Annotated in this window: 21 protein-coding genes; 10 read left to right on the forward strand and 11 right to left on the reverse strand. The window is 68.0% G+C overall.

Annotation, left to right across the window (positions count from 1 at the left end; genetic code table 11):
- Positions 1-643: PASTA domain-containing protein (locus Vau01_RS23505; protein ID WP_203996368.1), on the forward strand; the 643-nt coding region annotated here is incomplete at its 5' end.
- Positions 644-733: 90 nt separating this feature from the next.
- Here Vau01_RS23505 and Vau01_RS23510 read toward each other — a convergent pair.
- Positions 734-886, reverse strand: a complete 153-nt coding sequence (locus Vau01_RS23510; RefSeq protein WP_203996370.1) for a hypothetical protein — start codon at positions 884-886, stop codon at positions 734-736.
- Positions 887-1,126: 240 nt separating this feature from the next.
- Between Vau01_RS23510 and Vau01_RS23515 the strand changes: the two genes are divergently transcribed.
- Positions 1,127-2,056 carry a hypothetical protein gene (locus Vau01_RS23515; RefSeq protein ID WP_203996372.1) on the forward strand — a complete coding sequence of 310 codons (930 nt, stop codon included), beginning with the start codon at positions 1,127-1,129 and terminating at the stop codon, positions 2,054-2,056.
- Positions 2,057-2,150: 94 nt separating this feature from the next.
- Here the strand turns inward: Vau01_RS23515 and Vau01_RS23520 are convergent, their stop codons facing one another.
- The gene (locus Vau01_RS23520; RefSeq protein WP_203996577.1) at positions 2,151-3,026 is read right to left on the reverse strand and encodes a helix-turn-helix domain-containing protein; all 876 of its coding nucleotides are present in this window, start codon (positions 3,024-3,026) and stop codon (positions 2,151-2,153) included.
- Between the two features lie 102 nt (positions 3,027-3,128).
- Here Vau01_RS23520 and Vau01_RS23525 point away from each other — a divergent pair, with 102 nt between their 5' ends.
- Positions 3,129-3,827: an SDR family NAD(P)-dependent oxidoreductase gene (locus Vau01_RS23525; protein ID WP_203996375.1), complete on the forward strand. Its 699-nt coding sequence runs from the start codon at positions 3,129-3,131 to the stop codon at positions 3,825-3,827.
- 79 nt (positions 3,828-3,906) lie between these two features.
- Here Vau01_RS23525 and Vau01_RS23530 read toward each other — a convergent pair whose 3' ends face one another.
- The 3 genes from Vau01_RS23530 to Vau01_RS23540 are packed head-to-tail and all read right to left on the reverse strand — an operon-like array spanning position 3,907 to position 6,172.
- Positions 3,907-4,884: an ABC-2 membrane transporter-related protein gene (locus tag Vau01_RS23530; protein WP_203996379.1), complete on the reverse strand. Its 978-nt coding sequence runs from the start codon at positions 4,882-4,884 to the stop codon at positions 3,907-3,909.
- Positions 4,881-5,780: an ABC transporter ATP-binding protein gene (locus tag Vau01_RS23535; protein WP_203996384.1), complete on the reverse strand. Its 900-nt coding sequence runs from the start codon at positions 5,778-5,780 to the stop codon at positions 4,881-4,883. Before Vau01_RS23535 ends, Vau01_RS23530 begins: the two co-directional genes overlap by 4 nt.
- Complete coding sequence (locus tag Vau01_RS23540) at positions 5,777-6,172, reverse strand: GntR family transcriptional regulator (RefSeq protein ID WP_203996385.1); 396 nt, start codon at positions 6,170-6,172, stop codon at positions 5,777-5,779. Before Vau01_RS23540 ends, Vau01_RS23535 begins: the two co-directional genes overlap by 4 nt.
- Positions 6,173-6,329: 157 nt before the next feature.
- On the opposite strand from Vau01_RS23540, the gene Vau01_RS23545 reads away from it, so the two are divergent.
- The 4 genes from Vau01_RS23545 (at position 6,330) to Vau01_RS23560 (ending at position 9,011) form a co-directional block, all read left to right on the forward strand.
- Positions 6,330-7,004 carry an LLM class flavin-dependent oxidoreductase gene (locus Vau01_RS23545; RefSeq protein ID WP_203996387.1) on the forward strand — a complete coding sequence of 225 codons (675 nt, stop codon included), beginning with the start codon at positions 6,330-6,332 and terminating at the stop codon, positions 7,002-7,004.
- 137 nt (positions 7,005-7,141) lie between these two features.
- On the forward strand, positions 7,142-7,480 hold the full coding sequence (locus tag Vau01_RS23550) for a hypothetical protein (protein ID WP_203996389.1): 339 nt from the start codon (positions 7,142-7,144) through the stop codon (positions 7,478-7,480).
- A 215-nt stretch (positions 7,481-7,695) separates the two neighbouring features.
- The gene (locus Vau01_RS23555; RefSeq protein ID WP_203996390.1) at positions 7,696-8,514 is read left to right on the forward strand and encodes an aminoglycoside phosphotransferase family protein; all 819 of its coding nucleotides are present in this window, start codon (positions 7,696-7,698) and stop codon (positions 8,512-8,514) included.
- Between the two features lie 101 nt (positions 8,515-8,615).
- Complete coding sequence (locus Vau01_RS23560; RefSeq protein WP_203996391.1) at positions 8,616-9,011, forward strand: RidA family protein; 396 nt, start codon at positions 8,616-8,618, stop codon at positions 9,009-9,011.
- 31 nt (positions 9,012-9,042) lie between these two features.
- On the opposite strand, the gene Vau01_RS23565 is transcribed toward Vau01_RS23560, so the two are convergent.
- On the reverse strand, positions 9,043-9,651 hold the full coding sequence (locus Vau01_RS23565) for a S41 family peptidase (RefSeq protein WP_203996392.1): 609 nt from the start codon (positions 9,649-9,651) through the stop codon (positions 9,043-9,045).
- A 121-nt stretch (positions 9,652-9,772) separates the two neighbouring features.
- Between Vau01_RS23565 and Vau01_RS23570 the strand changes: the two genes are divergently transcribed.
- Positions 9,773-10,771, forward strand: a complete 999-nt coding sequence (locus Vau01_RS23570) for an aldo/keto reductase (protein WP_203996397.1) — start codon at positions 9,773-9,775, stop codon at positions 10,769-10,771.
- A gap of 151 nt (positions 10,772-10,922) precedes the next feature.
- Complete coding sequence (locus Vau01_RS23575) at positions 10,923-12,062, forward strand: Kelch repeat-containing protein (protein WP_203996398.1); 1,140 nt, start codon at positions 10,923-10,925, stop codon at positions 12,060-12,062.
- On the opposite strand, the gene Vau01_RS23580 is transcribed toward Vau01_RS23575, so the two are convergent.
- The 5 genes from Vau01_RS23580 to Vau01_RS23600 all read right to left on the reverse strand — a co-directional run bounded on the left by Vau01_RS23580 (position 12,001) and on the right by Vau01_RS23600 (position 14,789).
- Positions 12,001-12,312: a hypothetical protein gene (locus Vau01_RS23580; RefSeq protein ID WP_203996399.1), complete on the reverse strand. Its 312-nt coding sequence runs from the start codon at positions 12,310-12,312 to the stop codon at positions 12,001-12,003. The two genes, Vau01_RS23575 and Vau01_RS23580, sit on opposite strands and share 62 nt — an antisense overlap.
- Positions 12,313-12,675: 363 nt before the next feature.
- On the reverse strand, positions 12,676-13,362 hold the full coding sequence (locus tag Vau01_RS23585; RefSeq protein ID WP_203996400.1) for a DUF4304 domain-containing protein: 687 nt from the start codon (positions 13,360-13,362) through the stop codon (positions 12,676-12,678).
- A gap of 157 nt (positions 13,363-13,519) precedes the next feature.
- On the reverse strand, positions 13,520-13,837 hold the full coding sequence (locus tag Vau01_RS23590) for a hypothetical protein (RefSeq protein WP_203996401.1): 318 nt from the start codon (positions 13,835-13,837) through the stop codon (positions 13,520-13,522).
- The gene (locus Vau01_RS23595; RefSeq protein ID WP_203996402.1) at positions 13,834-14,145 is read right to left on the reverse strand and encodes a hypothetical protein; all 312 of its coding nucleotides are present in this window, start codon (positions 14,143-14,145) and stop codon (positions 13,834-13,836) included. The genes Vau01_RS23590 and Vau01_RS23595 overlap by 4 nt, the downstream gene beginning before the upstream one ends.
- Positions 14,146-14,261: 116 nt before the next feature.
- Positions 14,262-14,789, reverse strand: a complete 528-nt coding sequence (locus tag Vau01_RS23600; RefSeq protein ID WP_203996404.1) for an RICIN domain-containing protein — start codon at positions 14,787-14,789, stop codon at positions 14,262-14,264.
- 188 nt (positions 14,790-14,977) lie between these two features.
- On the opposite strand from Vau01_RS23600, the gene Vau01_RS23605 reads away from it, so the two are divergent.
- Positions 14,978-15,733, forward strand: a complete 756-nt coding sequence (locus tag Vau01_RS23605) for a formylglycine-generating enzyme family protein (protein ID WP_203996578.1) — start codon at positions 14,978-14,980, stop codon at positions 15,731-15,733.
- The last annotated feature ends 103 nt before the right edge of the window (positions 15,734-15,836 follow it).

A 15,836-nucleotide genomic window follows, 5' to 3' on the forward strand; every position in this document is an offset into this window, starting at 1 on the left:
CCTCGCCGGCAAGACACCGGCCGACGCGACGCAGGCGCTGAGCGCGGAGGGTCTCACCGGGACGCAGGAGTCCGCCGGCGGGTGCCCACAGGCGAACCTGAACAAGATCATCAGTCAGGACCCGGCGGCGAACGCCAAGGTCGCCGAGGGCTCGATGGTCACGTTCCGGGTGTGTTCGGCTCCCGACAAGGTCCCGGTGCCCGATCTCCTCGGCAAGTCCAGGGCCGACGCCGAGAAGCTGGTGACCGGAGCGGGCCTGAAGCCAAGCTTCAACCCCGTCGATAGTGCGGAGGCGAAAGATACGGTCGTCGGTACCTCGCCCGGTGCCGGGGCGGCGGTCGCCCCCAATTCAACGGTCACCGTCAACATCTCGAAGAACAACCAGCACACGGTGCCCGATCTCAGCGGCAAGACCGAGAGTGAGGCGAAGGACGCGCTCAAGAGCGACGGGTTCGATCCGGCCAAGTTGCGGATCGTCCCGCAGGCCGCCGACGACGATGACATCGGCAGGGTCATCAGCCAGAATCCGAGACCCGACTCCGTCGCCTTCAAGAACGCGACGATCACGATCGTCATCGGCCAGAAGAAGCCGAACAGTCCGACGAACCCGCAGCCGAGCATCCCGTCCCCATCGGGTAGCTGAAGCTCAGTGGGATGACGACCCTGGCGACGGCGGCAACCAGACCATGGGATTGGCGGTACTCAACAACGCCACCCGAGATGTGGTCTTTGGTCAGTCGGCCTCGAACCCGACCGACCCCTGGTCGGACGGGACGATGTTCAGCCGGTCGCAGCGCAGTTCGTAGGATTGCCGGAACTGTTCGGCGAACGCCGCCTGGATGCCGTCACGGGTGACCACGATCGAGCCGGTGTGCGCCTCGTACAAGCGGTCCCGGAACAGCGTTCGCCGGTCGTCGTCGGAACCGCGTTGACCCTGTTGCGAGCCGGGATCTGATGGCTGCCAAGCACGCGAATCGGGCTGACCGTTCATTGCTCCCCGCCGCAGTCGCCATCGATGACGCCCGACAGAGTCGCACGGTGGCATTCCGATTTCAACGCTGATGGGGGCGGTCGCGCGGGTGGCGCCCGCATCGGCGTGGCTCGCGATGCCAGGATGATGCTTGCGATGAAGATGGATGATTATGTGGAGCGTGATCGGGCCAACCTCCTGCGGCGATTGGAGGTTCTGAAGCTGCCGGTCGCGCCGCTGCAACGCCACGGTTTTGTGAGCTCGGCGAGTCCAGGGAAGACGATGCCGGGGCCTGAAGCGGTTGGCGTAGGTCCGGAGGGCACCGCCGTGGCCGTGTGGCTGCTCCGTGATGGCGTCAATCGCAAACAGGTGACCTGGCACGTTCCGGGCAGGCGCCGTGTCGTCGGTGCCGTCGATGTCGAAACCGACCTGCGGGTGACCTTCGTGCAGCCGCTGCCGGAGGGGCGCGTGCTCCTGGCAGGTGCCCGGGCCCGGCCTGGGGAAGCCAACGGCGAGGTGTGGACGGGCGGTGGCGATCTACAGCACCGGGGCCACCTCGGTGACGCCATCGAGGATCTGTTGACCACCCCGTCCGGCAAGGTGTGGGCCAGTTACTTCGACGAGGCGATGGGCGGAAGCGGCCCGGAAGGCCACGGCCTCGCCCGCTTCAACAGCGACCTGACCGTCGATTGGCTCTACCCGTGGAACGCCGGGCTGCCCTACATCTCGGACTGCTACGCGCTCAACGTCGCCGGAGAAACCGCATACTTCTGTCCCTACACCGATTTTCATATCCTCTCCGCTACCCGTAGCCAGGTGACCGACTGGGGGCCGTCCCCATACAGGTCCGCCCACCATCTTCTGCGACGCGGCCCGGATCTCGCCCTGATGGGGCGCTCGGGCGCGGAGTACGACGTGGCGACCATGCTGCGGATCAGCCGAGACGACCAACCTCAGCTGAGTGCGCAATGCCGAGTTGTGCTTCCCGACGGCATGGAGACCCGCGGACTGCGGTACACCGCCCGAGGCGAGGGCTGCACGCCTTCATCCGATCCACCTGGTACCGGATCGATCTCACGGATCTGAGCACCGCCGCGGTCGGCGTCCGTATGTAACAGCGAAGCCCGCCCGATCCAACGCCCGCCACGCCGCCAGTCGTGCGCGGTCGGCGGTACGACCGTCACACTCCGTGCGACCCACCCGAGGGGGCGGGGACACCGGACAGGAAGGCCAGCCGCAGTTTGGTCTCGTCTTCGGTATCGGGGGCCGCGGTGAGGATCACGATCTTGAGTTCGGCGTCGCCGTCGGTCAAGACGTCACAGTCCACCTCGATCGGCCCGACCGTCGGGTGCTCGACGATCTTGTGGTCTTCGCGGTGTGTGCCGACCGCACCGCCGGCCCACAACTCGGCGAAGCGCTGGTTGCCCGCGGTGAGTACCCGGATCAGGGTGGTCAACCGGCCGTTGTTCGGGAAGCGTCCGGTCGCGCGGCGCAGGTCGGACACGATGGCGGCGTCAACCGTGTCGCGAGCGGACGAGGTCACGGGCCAGTGCGACAAGCGCGGCCCGTCGCCATCGATCGGGAAGCTGTCGCGAGCGAAGTTGCGATGCTCCCGCGGCGTTGACGACGGATCGCCGAGCAGCGCCGACCAGCCGCGGTTCCACCAGATCAGCTGCCAATCGGCGGCGAAGACCGCGACAGCCGCGTCGCCAAGGCGGTTCAGTACGCGATGGATGCCCGGCGGGATGTGGTCGGAGATCTCCCCGTCGGCGGGAGGGACAAGCCCTGCCAGCCGGTACATATGATCCCGTTCGGTGTTGCCGAGTTGCAGCGCCCGGGCGAGCGCGGCGACCACCTGCGCCGAGGGTGTGGTGAACCGTCCCTGCTCCAGACGGACGATGTAGTCGACCGAGATCCCGGCGAGTTCGGCGAGTTCCTCCCGGCGCAGCCCTTTGGCGCGGCGCGAGTGGCCACTCGGCAGTCCTACTGCTGTCGGCGTAAGCCGGTCGCGCCAGGCGCGCATCGTGGCCCCGAACTCCGTCCGGTGAGTGGTCATGAGACCGATTGTCGCTCGCTGCCCGGCGCCCGGGGTGGTAGCCGTTTTCCTACGGTCGTGCCTTCCCTGGCGCACGTCGCGGCGCGGGCAAACGATGGACGCATGACGATCACCTTCATTACCGGGGCCAACAAGGGCCTTGGCTACGAGACCGCCCGTCGCCTCGTTGAGCACGGCCACACCGTGCTGCTCGGCGCTCGCGATGCGAAGGCCGGCACCGCGGCGGCCGCCGAGCTTGGTGCCCGCTTCGTCCGGATCGACGTCACCGACGACGAGTCGGTCGCGGCGGCGGCCGCCGACGTCGAGCAGCACGAGAGTGCCATCGACGTGTTGATCAACAATGCCGGTGTTCACGGCCCGCACGGTGACCCGAGCGGCTTGACGGGTGCCGACATCCTGAACGTTCTGGACGTCAATCTCGTCGGCGTGGTGCGAACCACCACGGCGTTCCTCCCGCTTCTGCGACGCTCGGCCGACCCGGTCATCATCAACGTCAGCAGCTCGATGGGATCTCTCGCCGCCACGCACGATCTGTCGCGAGCCGAGTCCACGGTGATCGCCCCCGCCTACACGTCCTCCAAAGCGGCGCTGACCATGCTGACGACCCAGTACGCCAAGGCGCTGACCGGCATCCGCATCAACGCGGCCGACCCGGGTTACACAGCGACCGATCTCAACGGCAATACCGGCCCGCAAACCGTCACCGAAGGCACCGACGCCATCGTCGGCCTTGCCACCGAAGGACCAGGACACTCCTCCGGGCGTTTCGTCGACCGTGCCGGTGAGATCAAATGGTCTTGAACCGCTGACCGCCGGTGGCGCGTCTGCGGGCAGCGCCACCTGCCGACCGGCGTCACCGTGAACGTTTGTGGTCAGGGTGCTAGATCATGCGGCGCCGTACCCGCCACACCACCACACCGATCAGGACCGCCGCGGCGGCGATGAACAGGGCCGCCTCGATGAGCTGGAACGTCCAGAACCGGTCGGCCGGGTGGTAGACCCTGAACTCCTGGATGCCCCGCGCGTGCAGGAACTGGTTGAGGTTGGTGCCGGCCCGGTTGGCGGCGTCCTCCAGCTCGTAGTACTCGGTCGAGCTCAGCCTGCGCCCGGTGGCGTCTGCGTAGCCGTGTTCGATGATCCAGTCAGCGAAGCTGTGCACGGGCCGGTGCCCCGCCTGGCCGTTCGAGCCGCCGACAGGGACCGGCTCCATGGTGGTGAGCGGGGTGGCGTACGCGGGACGGGCCAACAGCGCCACCGGCATCCGGGCGGCGAGGAACGCCCCCAACGCGACGCCGAACGCGGGCAGGCTGCGCCGCAGGATCGCCCCGGCGGCCGTAGCGACGCCGAACGCGAACAGCGCGTACGCCACCGGAACAAATCCCTCCAGGTCGAAGGCGTCGTACTGGAACCGCCCTTCCCACGCGTCGAATGGCTGACGGAACCAGGTGAGCACCGCGGTGAACATCCCGGTGAGCGCGACGGTGACGCCGGCCAGTGCCGCGAGCTTGGCCGCCAGCCAGCGCATCCGCGGCACGGCCTGCGTCCAGGCGAGCTGCCAGGTGCCGTCCTCCAGTTCGCGCGCGAGCAGCGGCGCACCGAGGAACGCACCGATGACGACGGGGACCAGATAGAAGCCCGCCAGGAGGTTCTCGACGTACCCGTACTCCTCGTCGAGCCGGCGGAAGGAGGCCGCGCAGGCCTCGTTGATACCCGCCTCTCCCGCACACCGGGCGGGACCGCCGGGGAACAGGTCGTGGGCCTGCGTCCCGAGCACGAGCAGGGCAATGCCGAACATGCCGACAAGCAGACCCAGGACGCAGACCTCGGTCCGGTGCTGGCGCCAGATCAACCACGTCATGCCGCCACCCCCGACGTCACCGCGGCGCTCGGCTCGGACGACCGGCGCAGATACGCCAGCACCAGGTCCTCCAGCGCGACCGGCTGGGCCTGCCACCCAGGTGCGGCCGGGATCGCCCCGTCGCGTACCAGCAGGGTCGTGTGCCGATCGCTGTGGACGGCCTCCACGACAGTGCCGGCCCGGTCGAGGTCGGTGGCCGTGCGCGGGCCGACGAGCAGCCGGTGCTCGGCGAGGAGGGTGTCGATGTCACCGGTGAGCGTGACCCGGCCGTGGTTGAGCACGACCAGGTGGTCGCAGACGCGCTCCAGCTCGTGCACGACGTGGGAGGAGAACAGGACGGTCACCCCGCCCTCGGCCACCGCGCCCATGAGGACCTGCAGGAACTCGTGCCGGGCCAACGGGTCGAGGCTGGCCACCGGCTCGTCGAGGACGAGCAGGTCCGGCCGCTTCGCCAGGGCCAGAGCCAACGCGACCTGGGCCTGCTGCCCGCCGGAGAGCGTACCGGCCCTGCGGTCGAGCGGGATGCCCAGCTTCGCCAGCCGGCGCTCGGCCAGCCCCTGGTCGAACCGCAGGTTGCAGGCCCGGCCGAAGCGGAGCATCTCGGCGACGGTGAAGCGCTTATACAGCGGGTGGTCCTGGGCCAGGAACCCGACCCGGGACAGCGTTTGCGGGGTGCTGGCGGTGACGTCGTGGCCGAGGACCTCCACCGTGCCGGTGCTCGGTGCCAGCAACCCGACGACCAGGCGCAGCAGCGTGGTCTTGCCCGCGCCGTTCGGCCCGACCAGGGCGATCACGCCGCCCGCCGGCAGGGCCAGGGTGCAGTCGCGCAGCGCCCAGCCCTTCCGGTACCGCTTGCCCACACCGTCGGTGCGCAGCGCGAACTCGGTCGCTGTCACGCCACGTCCTCATTCCTGGTCTGCTGGTGGACGGAAGTAAACAGCGCGTTGACGGCCTGCTCGTCGAGGCCGGCCGCGTAGGCGCGGCGCAGCCAGGTCGTCAGGCCGCGGCGCAGCGACGTGTACGTCGATGCCGACATCGATGCCGACAGCTGTTCATTGACGAACGTGCCCTGGCCGGGCCGGCCGGTGACCAGGTTCTCCTGCTCCATCTGCCGGTACGCCTTGGCGACGGTGTTCGGATTGATCGCCAGGTTCTCGACGACCTCGCGGATGAGCGGGAGGCGGTCACCGGGTTGGAGAAAGCCCAGCAGCACCGCCTGGCGGACCTGCTGGACGAGTTGCAGGTACGGCGGCACGCCGGAGTGGGTGTCGAGCCGGAAGACGAACACGGTAGCCCCTTGCTGCTTTACTAGTAACATAGTAAAGCAGCAGGTTGGCGGTCAAGAGAGCCGAAATTGCCGATGCCGCGGTGTCGGAATCGGCCGGCCTCGTTCGTAGCAGACGTAGAGGCCCGGACAAGACCGGGCCGCACGCAGGGAGAAGCACGTGACCGACACGACTTCCGGGCCGACCCGACCATTTCGCTTCGGCATCGTAGCCCCGTTCCTGTCCGACCTGGCGACCTGGCGCGGGCAGGTGCGCCGCATCGCCGATCATGGCTACTCGACGGTCCTCATGCCCGACTTCCCGCAGCTGCAGCCGTCCCCTGCCGTCGCGCTCGCTGTCGCGGCGACGGTCGCCGACGTGCGAGTCGGCACCTGGGTCTACGCCGCCCCGTTGCGCGCGCCGTGGCTGACCGCCTGGGAAGCGCACTCGCTGACGGTGCTTACGCAGGGTCGCTTCGAGATGGGGATCGGGGCCGGCCGACCCGGAATCGAGGACGAGCCGCGAGCCGCCGTGGAGCAGCGGATACACGAGTTCCACACCAGCCGCGACGTCGAGCTCTCGATGCACATCCCGGTGGTCGGCAACACCGTCTCCCCGTTCATGGCGCCCCCGCAGACCGACACCGCTGCGCTGCGCGCAGCCGATTCCCTCGCCTACCTCCCGGCCGACCCTTCCGCGGCCGCCGACGAGCGCGCCGCCGACGCGACGAGACCGGCGTGTCCTACTTCGCCTTCGGCGCCAACGCCGCCGACGCGTTCGCCCCGCTCGTCGCCGAACTGTCCGGCCGGTAGGACGCTGTTCTGGCACACCGTGCGGATCTTGATCCGCGGGTAGTGCGTCTGACCTTGCGCCTACCTGAACCGCCGTGCGAGATCGCAGCCGGGTCGGTACGTAGAACTCCGTATGGAGCACGGTGTGCAGGTTCTGCTCTCCTGGCTCGTGTTGTCAGCACCTCACCACGAGGAGAGCGAATGAAGCTTCTGACCCGGCTCGCGGTGCTCGTCGCCATGGCCGCGGCGATCGTCGTCCCGATCTCCGGCCCGGCGGCTGCCGGGCCGACCTGTTGGATCGAGGCCAGCCTCGACAAGTACGGGCAGACCGCCATCGGCGGCTACTTCAGATCCTGCACGCACACCGACGAGTTGCAGCCATTGGCAATGGCTCTGGAGATCAAGTCCTGTAACGCCTTGGGCTGTTGGTGGTCTCCCCTCAAGTCCGGCGTCGGCACCGTCAGCGTCGTCTGCGAGTGGTGGATGGGGACGCTCCGCCACTCCCGGATGCCGGACATGAAGGTTTCCTGTAGCAGCTAAATCTTCGACGGGACGTATGCCGACCTCACGGCCCGGCGTGCGACCTCGTCAGCGGTGCTCGTGGCATCGTGGGTCCCTCGGCATCCAGGCGCGGAGGTGTTACTACGGTGCAAGGGCTGTCCGAACAGGTTCTCCGCTGGGTGACCGACGCGGTGGGCGGCGGCGCTCGAGTGGCCGCCGTCACTGGCTTGCGAGAGGGAGCCAATCCGTGGTCGTTGAGGTTCGAACCGGCCGGTCGGGTCGAGGCAGCCGTGCTGCGACTCGGGGACCCCGCTGATCCCGACCATTGCCATCGGTTCGCCACCGAGGTCGCGGCACTGCGAGTTGCCGGCGACCACCACCTGCCCGTGGCCAGGCTGATCGCCACCGATCTCGACGGTGCCGCAGCGGGCGTCCTGGCTGTGCTGAGTACCGTCCTGCCCGGGCACAGCCGGATCCCATCGGTCGCCTCCGCCGAGCGGCTGCAGGGCCTGGGGGCCACCGCCGCCGCGCTGCAGGCGATCCCGTTGACGCCTCGGGCCGCGCTGCCGCTGCGGACCCGCTCGATCGCAAACGTGGACTTCGCCGCCCAACGCCGGGAAAAGGGCACCACCGCCCTGCTGACGGCTGCGGAACAACGCCTGCAGCAGCTTCCCATGCCCGCCGGCCCGACGGTCTTCGTGCATGGTGACCTGTGGTTCGGGAACACCCTGTGGTCCGGTGACCGCTGCACCGGTGTGGTCGATTGGGACTGCGCCGGGGCCGGATCGCCGGGGATCGACCTGAGCGGGGCACGCTTCGACGCGGCCCTGATGTTCGGGCTACCGGCCGCCGAGCAGGTGCTGGAGGGCTGGCAGCGCGCTGCCGGCCGACGGGCGGAACAGGTCGCCTACTGGGACGTCGTTGCGGCGTTAGGCACCCTGGCCGACATGGCGTTCTGCGTTCCCGCGCTCCACGACCAGGGCAGACCAGACCTGGACGCCGGCCTTCTCGGGCAACGGCGGGACGCGTTCCTCCGCACGGCACTGGGCCGGCTCGACGTTGACGGTCAGTAGCCGGCGTTCGGGGATCCAACCGCGACCCGTCCCGGCCTTCGCGGCGCGCCGATCTCGTGAATGATGACGTGTTCACGCGTACCTGGAGGGAGATCGCACCGATGGCTCTGGAGATCGTCCAGCCCGAAGACCTGGATGTTCCGCGGACGTACAGCCACGTGGTCGTGGCGACCGCCGGCCGGTTGGTCTTCATCGCGGGGCAGATGTCCGACGACGCGGACGGCAACCTCGTCCATTCCGGCGACCTGGCGGCACAGGCCCGGCGGGTGTTCGCCAATCTGGGCCGGGCGCTGGCGGCCGCAGGTGCCCGCCCGGACCAGGTCACCAGGATCGGTATCTACGTCGTCGATCACCGCCCGGAGTACCTGCCGGTCATCGAAGCCGCCCGGATGACCCTGTTCGGCGACCACAAGCCGACCGACACCCTTCTCGGCGTACAGACCCTGGCCGCACCCGGCTACCTGATCGAGGTCGACGCGATCGCCGTCATCGACTGACGGACGTCCGCGCCCCACCCATAGCCGGGCCTTACTTCTCGATGTCGATTCGGATGAACGGCGCGGGGAACGGGAAGTTCGCGGCACCGTCGACGAGCGTGTTGCCGTCGAAGACGATCGTCGCGGTTGCGGTCGCCGAGCGTTCCTTGCGCTTCGACCCAGGCCCATTGACGGTGGTCACCACTGGTCCGGTCCCGGTCCAGCAGGCGTCGACCGAAACCGTGTGCAACCCGCCACGGTTGTCTCGCACGTTTGCGAACGTGCCGCTGACCCTCACCCTCGTGAGGTTCCGCTTGAACTGCGTCGGCGCCGGCTGTACGAGGCCCCAACTGAAGGTTCCGTCCGGGCACTGCCCGACGAACCCGACCCTGAGGGGCGGATTGGGCGCGGGTGTCGTGCCCGCCTCGATGAAGTTGTCCGTCTCCACGATCAGGCGGCCGTCGGCGGCCGTGGTGCCATCCGGGCACTGGAATGATGTCGACCAGCGGGCGGAGGCGACCTGCTCGGTGAAGCCACTCGCGGCCCATGCGACAGCCGGTACGGCAAGCACCGCCAGAGCGGCAAGCAAGGCAACGAGATACCTGAATGGCCGCGAAGGTCGGTGGAAGGATCGGCTTCGGGGCAACTGTTGACCGCCCATCGGCGACTTCCTTTCCTGCGTTGAACACATCCAGCATTGTGGATTATTGTCACACAACAAATCAGCGTCTGGTCGTAGCGCTTTCTTGCGGTGATGGGTCGCCGCCGGGTACGAAGCAATCATGCGGTATGTACGCCTGGCGGGCACCGATCTGGACGTCTCGACGGTGGCGCTGGGGTGCGGCAACTTCGGCGGCATCGGTTCGGTGCCCGAACTGTTCGGCCGGGGCGAGGACGAGGCGGCAGCGTTCGCACTGATGGACGCCGCCCGCGAGCATGGCATCACGCTGTTCGACACGGCCAACACGTACGGCGGCGGCCGATCTGAGGAGTGGATCGGCCGCTGGCTGGCCAGCCGCGGCACACGCGACAGCGTGGTGCTCAGCACGAAGGTACGCAACCGGGTGGGGCCGGGCCCCGAGGGCGAAGGGCTTTCAGCGCACCACATCCGTACCCAGGTCGAGGCCAGCCTGCGGCGGCTCGGCACCGACCGGATCGACCTGTACCTGGCGCACGCGCCCGATCCGCAGGTGCCGATCGAGGAGACCCTCGGCGCGTTCGACGAACTCGCTTCGGCAGGCAAGATCCGGTACAGCGGGCTGAGCAACTACACCGGCGCGCAGGTGGCCGATGCGGTCGCGGCGGCGGACCGGACCGGGGTGGCCCGCCCGGTCAACCTCCAGTCCGGATACAGCCTGCTGGAGCCTGCGGCCGAGGCGCTCGCTGCGGCTACCCGGGAAGGGCTGTCCTTCACGGCGTACAGCCCACTCGCCGGCGGCTGGCTCGCTGGGCGCTACCGCGCCTCCGGCGAGCCGTACCCCAGGGACTCGCGGATGGCGCTGCGCCCGGACCCGTACGAGCACCTGGTCAACGACGCCACCTTCGCGGCCCTCGACGCGCTGCGGCAGCAGGCGACCGACCGCGGGGTGGCGCTGCCCACGCTCGCGCTCGCCTGGGTGCTCAGCGACCCGGCGGTCAGCGTGGTCGTGGTCGGCCCCCGCCGGCCGGGCCAGTTGGCGCCGGCGCTCGCGGCCCTCGACCTCCCGCTCTCCCCGGCCGAGCGCACGGACCTGACCCGGATCATGCCGCCCGGCCCGCCCGAGCCGGCCCAGCCAGCCTGATCTCGCGGCCGCACCAGCGGTCGGGTGCGCCAACGTATCCGGGCCGGTGTCCTGTTCTCGCCACAAGGTCTTGGGGGACCGCGTGCGCGCTGCCCGCGGGAGGAATCGACCTCGGAGGCTACCCGTGCAGCACGGCGCATACCATGGCGGCGTGAGTGAGGCAGCGGAACCCTGGCGGCTCGGTGCGGAGTACGCGCCGCCGCCGGAGGTGACGCTTGAGTTGTTCGCGGCGTGGCGCGCGGCGCGTCGCGGTAGTCGCAACCCGGAGCGTATGACCAATCCGGTGTGGGTGTGGCTGGCGCGCCAGCCGGAGGTGAACGCCTACCAGGCGAGCCGTCACTTCGGTCAGTTACCGGAGTCGTGGTCCGGCTGGAGCCCGGGCTGGTGCAACGACCGTTATGGCCAGTGCGTCATCACGCTTCCCGACGGACGGGTGCTCTCGATCGCCGGTGAGCACGAAGACTTCTACGACCCCGACTTCTTCATCTACAACGACGTGATCGTCACCGCGCCGGACGGCACCGTCGACATCTTCGGATACCCGCCCGATGTCTTCCCACCGACCGACTTCCACAGCGCCACCCTGGCCGGCGATCACGTCTATGTCCTCGGCAATGTGGGCTACGCCGACGCACGTGGGGCACACGCGCAGTTGCTGCGGTTCGACGTGCGCACGCTGTCGTTTGCGGCGCTCGAGGCTGGGGGCGAGGACCCGGGATGGTTGTCGCACCACACCGCGGTGCTCGGCGCCGACGGTCGCACCCTGCGGGTCACCGGCGGGCAGGTCGAGGTGACGGTGGCCGGCCAGGGCCAGTTTCGTGACAATGTCGACGATTACGAGCTCGATCTCGACCGGCTGTTGTGGACCCGCACCACCGACCGGCGCTGGCGCCAGTACCGCGTCGCCCGGGAAGTCGGCCGCAGCAAGCTGTGGGAGTTGTCGCAACTCGCCTACCACAGCACCCGCGACAGCACCCGGTCGCGGGCCGAGGCTGCCGAGTACCGGGCGAAGCTGGGCCTGGACGCGGACCTGGCGGCGTGGAACGCCCGATACCGGCCACCCGTGCCGCACGAGACGATTCCCGACGTCGACGAGGAGTGGTCGGTCCACCGCATCCGCGTTGACGGGGTAATCGTGCGTTACGTGGAACGTCATAGCGACATCCACGTGGTCGTCGAAGGCCCCCTGCAGGCGGGCACCGAGGCGGCACTCGTCGAGGACCTACGCGTCAAGCTCGCCCGAGCGGAGGCGGCCCCGTACACGTCCACCAGTCTGGAACCGGTCGCCTGAGCAAGCCGTCAGGGAGGAGCCCATCGGAGCAGTAGTCGTGGATGACGAGGTAGTCGTCGTTGTCGCCGCCAGCCGGGGCACCCGGGCCGTAGTCGATGAAGTTGACCACCCCGCAGCCATCGGTGGTCGACGCGTGGAAGTCGTCGTTGACCGCCGCAGCAGCCGGGTTGGCGGCGAGCGTCAAAGCCGCCACCGCCGCCCCGAGCACGAGAGACGTCCTCCGCAGGTTGGACCCCAGTCGGATCTTCACGTAGCTCCCTCCCTTTCTTTGGTGCGGGCGATTATCGGCGGTGAATTGCCGATCAAGATTGACGTGTGGGCAAGCAGCATCGACGGTCTGGTGCCGCAAGCTAATATGCGCAGCAGAGGACCGTGCAGCGTTGCCACGAAAGTGTGCGTGTGTCGATCACAGGTCAGAGTCGACACAATCGGATGGATGCCATCCGCAATTCCCCCGTAGCAGCAGCGGCAAATAGAAGCCTGTGCCTACAACCAAGAAGCTACGGAGGCAACTGAAACGAGTCAATGTTAACCAGCTGGCAAAGTCCCTGATCCGGCTGGCAAGTTCCTGGTGCCGGCTGGCAAATCCCTGACCGCGGGCCCGAATCGCGGGTCACGTCGCTCGTGCGGCGCGTTCACGGATCCATTTCGCGAACGGTGACCCCGCAGCTGTCGCCAGCTCTTCCTCGTCGGTGGCCACTGCCCGGGTGCGGAACTCTTCCTCGTCCTTGTTGAGGATCGCTTCCAGCTCGTCGCTCATTCCCCGGTCGGACAGGAACATGGCGAGAACGGAGTCCCGGCCGCTACGACTGCCGAACGGGTAGTCGTCGCGCTCCCGGAGCCGCTCGACGAACACCTCGCGGTCGAGAATTCCTACCAACTCCCGCAACCAGGGGCGGAGCGCCACAGCAAGTTCGACCCCCACAATGTGCGCCGATTCGACAGTATCGACGACCCACAGATCAGGTCGCGTCGACGCCACGGGATTCGGCACGTCGAGGCGCTCCTCCATGCCATGCGCCTGGGTCGGCCTGTCGAAATCGACCGGCAGGCCCTGGGCGGCATACCACTCCATCCACGGGCGTGGCACGACAGTCAGGACCACGTAGAAGCAGTACGCGTCGCCGCCGATCCCCTGTGAGATTTGAAACTCGACGAGTACGCAGTCGCCCAACCCGTTGAAGCGGCGGTAGATCCTGCGGTCACGCAGAAACCCGAACTCCAGCATCACTGGATTGACATACCGGTTGAACAGAACGTTCCGCGCCTTGCGCGTACCCATATCGCCGGCCACTACCATCCGCCCCCACCGCGGCCACCATGATCGCGTCCCTGCACGCCGAGAATATCGCGTCATCGTCGACCTCGCCGGCGTCACGAGCCGGTACCTTGACCAGCGCCGGCCAGCAACGACAGGGCAGCGATGACCGATGGTCACCTGATCCGCGTTCGGGTCCCTACAACAGTTCGGCGAGGAAGGCAACGCTGAAGAACAGCAAGACGGGCAGCATCATGGCCGTGACGACAATCAGGAGCCTCGCCGTCGATTTCGTGCGTTCTGGCGTGGGGGCGGCTCCGCTGTTCGGAACGAACATCGAGCCGCGCGTCACGATGCGCCGGACCAATCGGTCTCGGTAGCCGCCCAGATTTGCCAGTACCGCCACCGTCTGAAAGGTAATGAGCAACACCACGACGAGACCGAAGGCGACCTGGCCAGGTCCACCCGGGCCGGTCGGGGCGGCGTGGTCGTTCACGGCCCAGGGCTGAACCGTCACATAAACTCCGTCAGCAGCCCACCGAGGAAGAAGATCTCACCGAGCAGAACAACGGTGACAACGAAAATCAGCGACCTCGTCGCCGACTTTGTCCGCTCCGGCGTGAGCACAGATGCGCGATCCGGAGAGAACATCGAGCGCTGCGTCAGCACCCGCCGGACGAACCCGTCACGGAAGCCACCCACATTCGCGAGGATGACGACCGACCAGAGGGTCAGCAGCGAAACAATGACAAGAGACACGACGAGCTCGCCGGTTGTGGGCGGCTCGCCCCTGGCGGCATAGGTGTTCAGCAGGTGGTGTGCCACGGCTCTGCTCGGGTGGTAGGAGAAGTCGGGCGGGTGCAAGGGGACACCCGCCCTTCCCAGTTGCTGTCGAGGCACCAGCCGGTCATCTGGTGCCTGAACTTATGCCAGTCGCGTCTTCATGCTACGAACGTCACCGCCCACTGCTGGTACATGCCGTTGTTGCAGGTGGCCATGTACACGTTCCCGTTTCCGTTGCTGTCGAGGCACATGCCCTTCTTCAGGCCCTGCAACGGCTTCAGCGTGAAGATCCCGCTGTACTCGGGGTTCAGATCGGGCAGATTTCCGATGCGGACATACTCATAGTATTGGCCATCCCATCGGTTACAGACCAGGGCGAACACGGTGCCGCCGACGTCCGGGTCCAGGCATTTTCTGGTCTGGAAGTTGCTGAGTCCGCCCACGTTGTCACGCCACAGCTGGTACCACCCCGCGTTGCAGCCCAGCGTGTAGACGCTGCCGTCGTTGCCGCTGTCGAGACACCGGCCGGTCGCCGTATTCCTGAACGTGTGAAGGTCGCCGTTGGGTGCGCCTGTGGACGCCGCCGCCGCGAAAGCTGCCGTGGTCAACGCGGGTGCTGCCAGGCCCAGCACCGCCGCCATCGTGGCGATCACTGCCAACCCGATCGTCCGGGCTCTCATCGTCATCTGTCCTCCTCGGATCGGTCGCCTCGCCGGGCGACGACCACGAGGAGACGGGGGATCGGTGTCGGTTGATTCGTTGGGTCCTTTTGTGGACGTCCGCGTATCAGAGTCAGCCGGCGAGGATCGTCGCGACCGCTTCGGCCGTCGATGCGGTGCTGGAAGCGAACGCCAGGCTGTTAACGTTCGGCTTCATGTGGTCCGAGGAGATCCTCGCCGGGCGGCCCGCTTGGCGGCACGTCGCGTCCGGGGTGGTGTTTCGACAGGTGCCGGGCGGGACCTTTCACATGGGTCTGTCCGAGGCGGAGTTGGCGGCGGTACGCGCCATCGAGCGCAGCGGAGGAGTCGAGGACACTCTCGCGCCGTTCTTCGCCGAGGCGGGAAACGCCCAGCCCGTCCGTGAGGTGAGTGTCGAGCCGTTTCTGATGGCCCGGCACCCGTTGACGGTTGCGCAGGTCCAACATTGGCTGCCCGAGTACGAGGACGACTACGCCGACGCGGAATCCGGCCCGGCCCGGCTCGAGGATGATCTGGACGACCTATTCGCGGCCCTGCCGTTCCGACTGCCCAGCGAGGCCGAGTGGGAGTACGCGGCCCGGGCCGGCACCAGCACCTTGACCTTCCGCGGCAACGGCAAGCCGGGCGAGGACCAGCTGCTGGACGACTTCGGCGACGAGCAGCGAACGGCCGCCGCCGAGAACGCGTTCGGGCTGGCCGCGATGGGCTCGGCGAACGAACTCTGCGCCGACGTGTGGATCCCCGGGTTCGTCGACGCCCCCACCGACGCCCGCCCACGCACCGGCGCCGGGCCCAGAGTGGTACGGGGCGGCGCGGCCGATGTCTATCCGTGGCAGAGCTGCGACGAATGGCTGTTACTGCTCGCCGTTACCCGGTATGAGCAGGCCCAGTTCACCGCCGTCCGCCCAGTCGCGCCGCTACCGGCACGGTAGCCGCTATCGCTGGGCAACGCTCGGCATGCTGCGGCCGTTCACCCTGACGGTCAGAGATGCCCGGGATGCAAGCTGAACTCGGGATCTGCGGCTTGAATAGGGG

Origin of the sequence: Virgisporangium aurantiacum (genome assembly GCF_016863635.1) — a bacterium.
Lineage (GTDB): Bacteria > Actinomycetota > Actinomycetes > Mycobacteriales > Micromonosporaceae > Virgisporangium > Virgisporangium aurantiacum.

What these genes read in the sequence shown, in the direction of transcription:
- Vau01_RS23570 (WP_203996397.1), top strand. Translation starts at nt 9,773, where the DNA reads ATGCGGTATGTACGCCTGGCGGGCACCGATCTGGACGTCTCGACGGTG.
- Vau01_RS23550 (WP_203996389.1), top strand. Translation starts at nt 7,142, where the DNA reads ATGAAGCTTCTGACCCGGCTCGCGGTGCTCGTCGCCATGGCCGCGGCG.
- Vau01_RS23515 (WP_203996372.1), top strand. Translation starts at nt 1,127, where the DNA reads ATGAAGATGGATGATTATGTGGAGCGTGATCGGGCCAACCTCCTGCGG.
- Vau01_RS23565 (WP_203996392.1), bottom strand. Translation starts at nt 9,651, where the DNA reads ATGGGCGGTCAACAGTTGCCCCGAAGCCGATCCTTCCACCGACCTTCG.
- Vau01_RS23600 (WP_203996404.1), bottom strand. Translation starts at nt 14,789, where the DNA reads ATGACGATGAGAGCCCGGACGATCGGGTTGGCAGTGATCGCCACGATG.
- Vau01_RS23530 (WP_203996379.1), bottom strand. Translation starts at nt 4,884, where the DNA reads ATGACGTGGTTGATCTGGCGCCAGCACCGGACCGAGGTCTGCGTCCTG.
- Vau01_RS23560 (WP_203996391.1), top strand. Translation starts at nt 8,616, where the DNA reads ATGGCTCTGGAGATCGTCCAGCCCGAAGACCTGGATGTTCCGCGGACG.
- Vau01_RS23585 (WP_203996400.1), bottom strand. Translation starts at nt 13,362, where the DNA reads ATGGTAGTGGCCGGCGATATGGGTACGCGCAAGGCGCGGAACGTTCTG.
- Vau01_RS23520 (WP_203996577.1), bottom strand. Translation starts at nt 3,026, where the DNA reads ATGACCACTCACCGGACGGAGTTCGGGGCCACGATGCGCGCCTGGCGC.
- Vau01_RS23525 (WP_203996375.1), top strand. Translation starts at nt 3,129, where the DNA reads ATGACGATCACCTTCATTACCGGGGCCAACAAGGGCCTTGGCTACGAG.
- Vau01_RS23605 (WP_203996578.1), top strand. Translation starts at nt 14,978, where the DNA reads ATGTGGTCCGAGGAGATCCTCGCCGGGCGGCCCGCTTGGCGGCACGTC.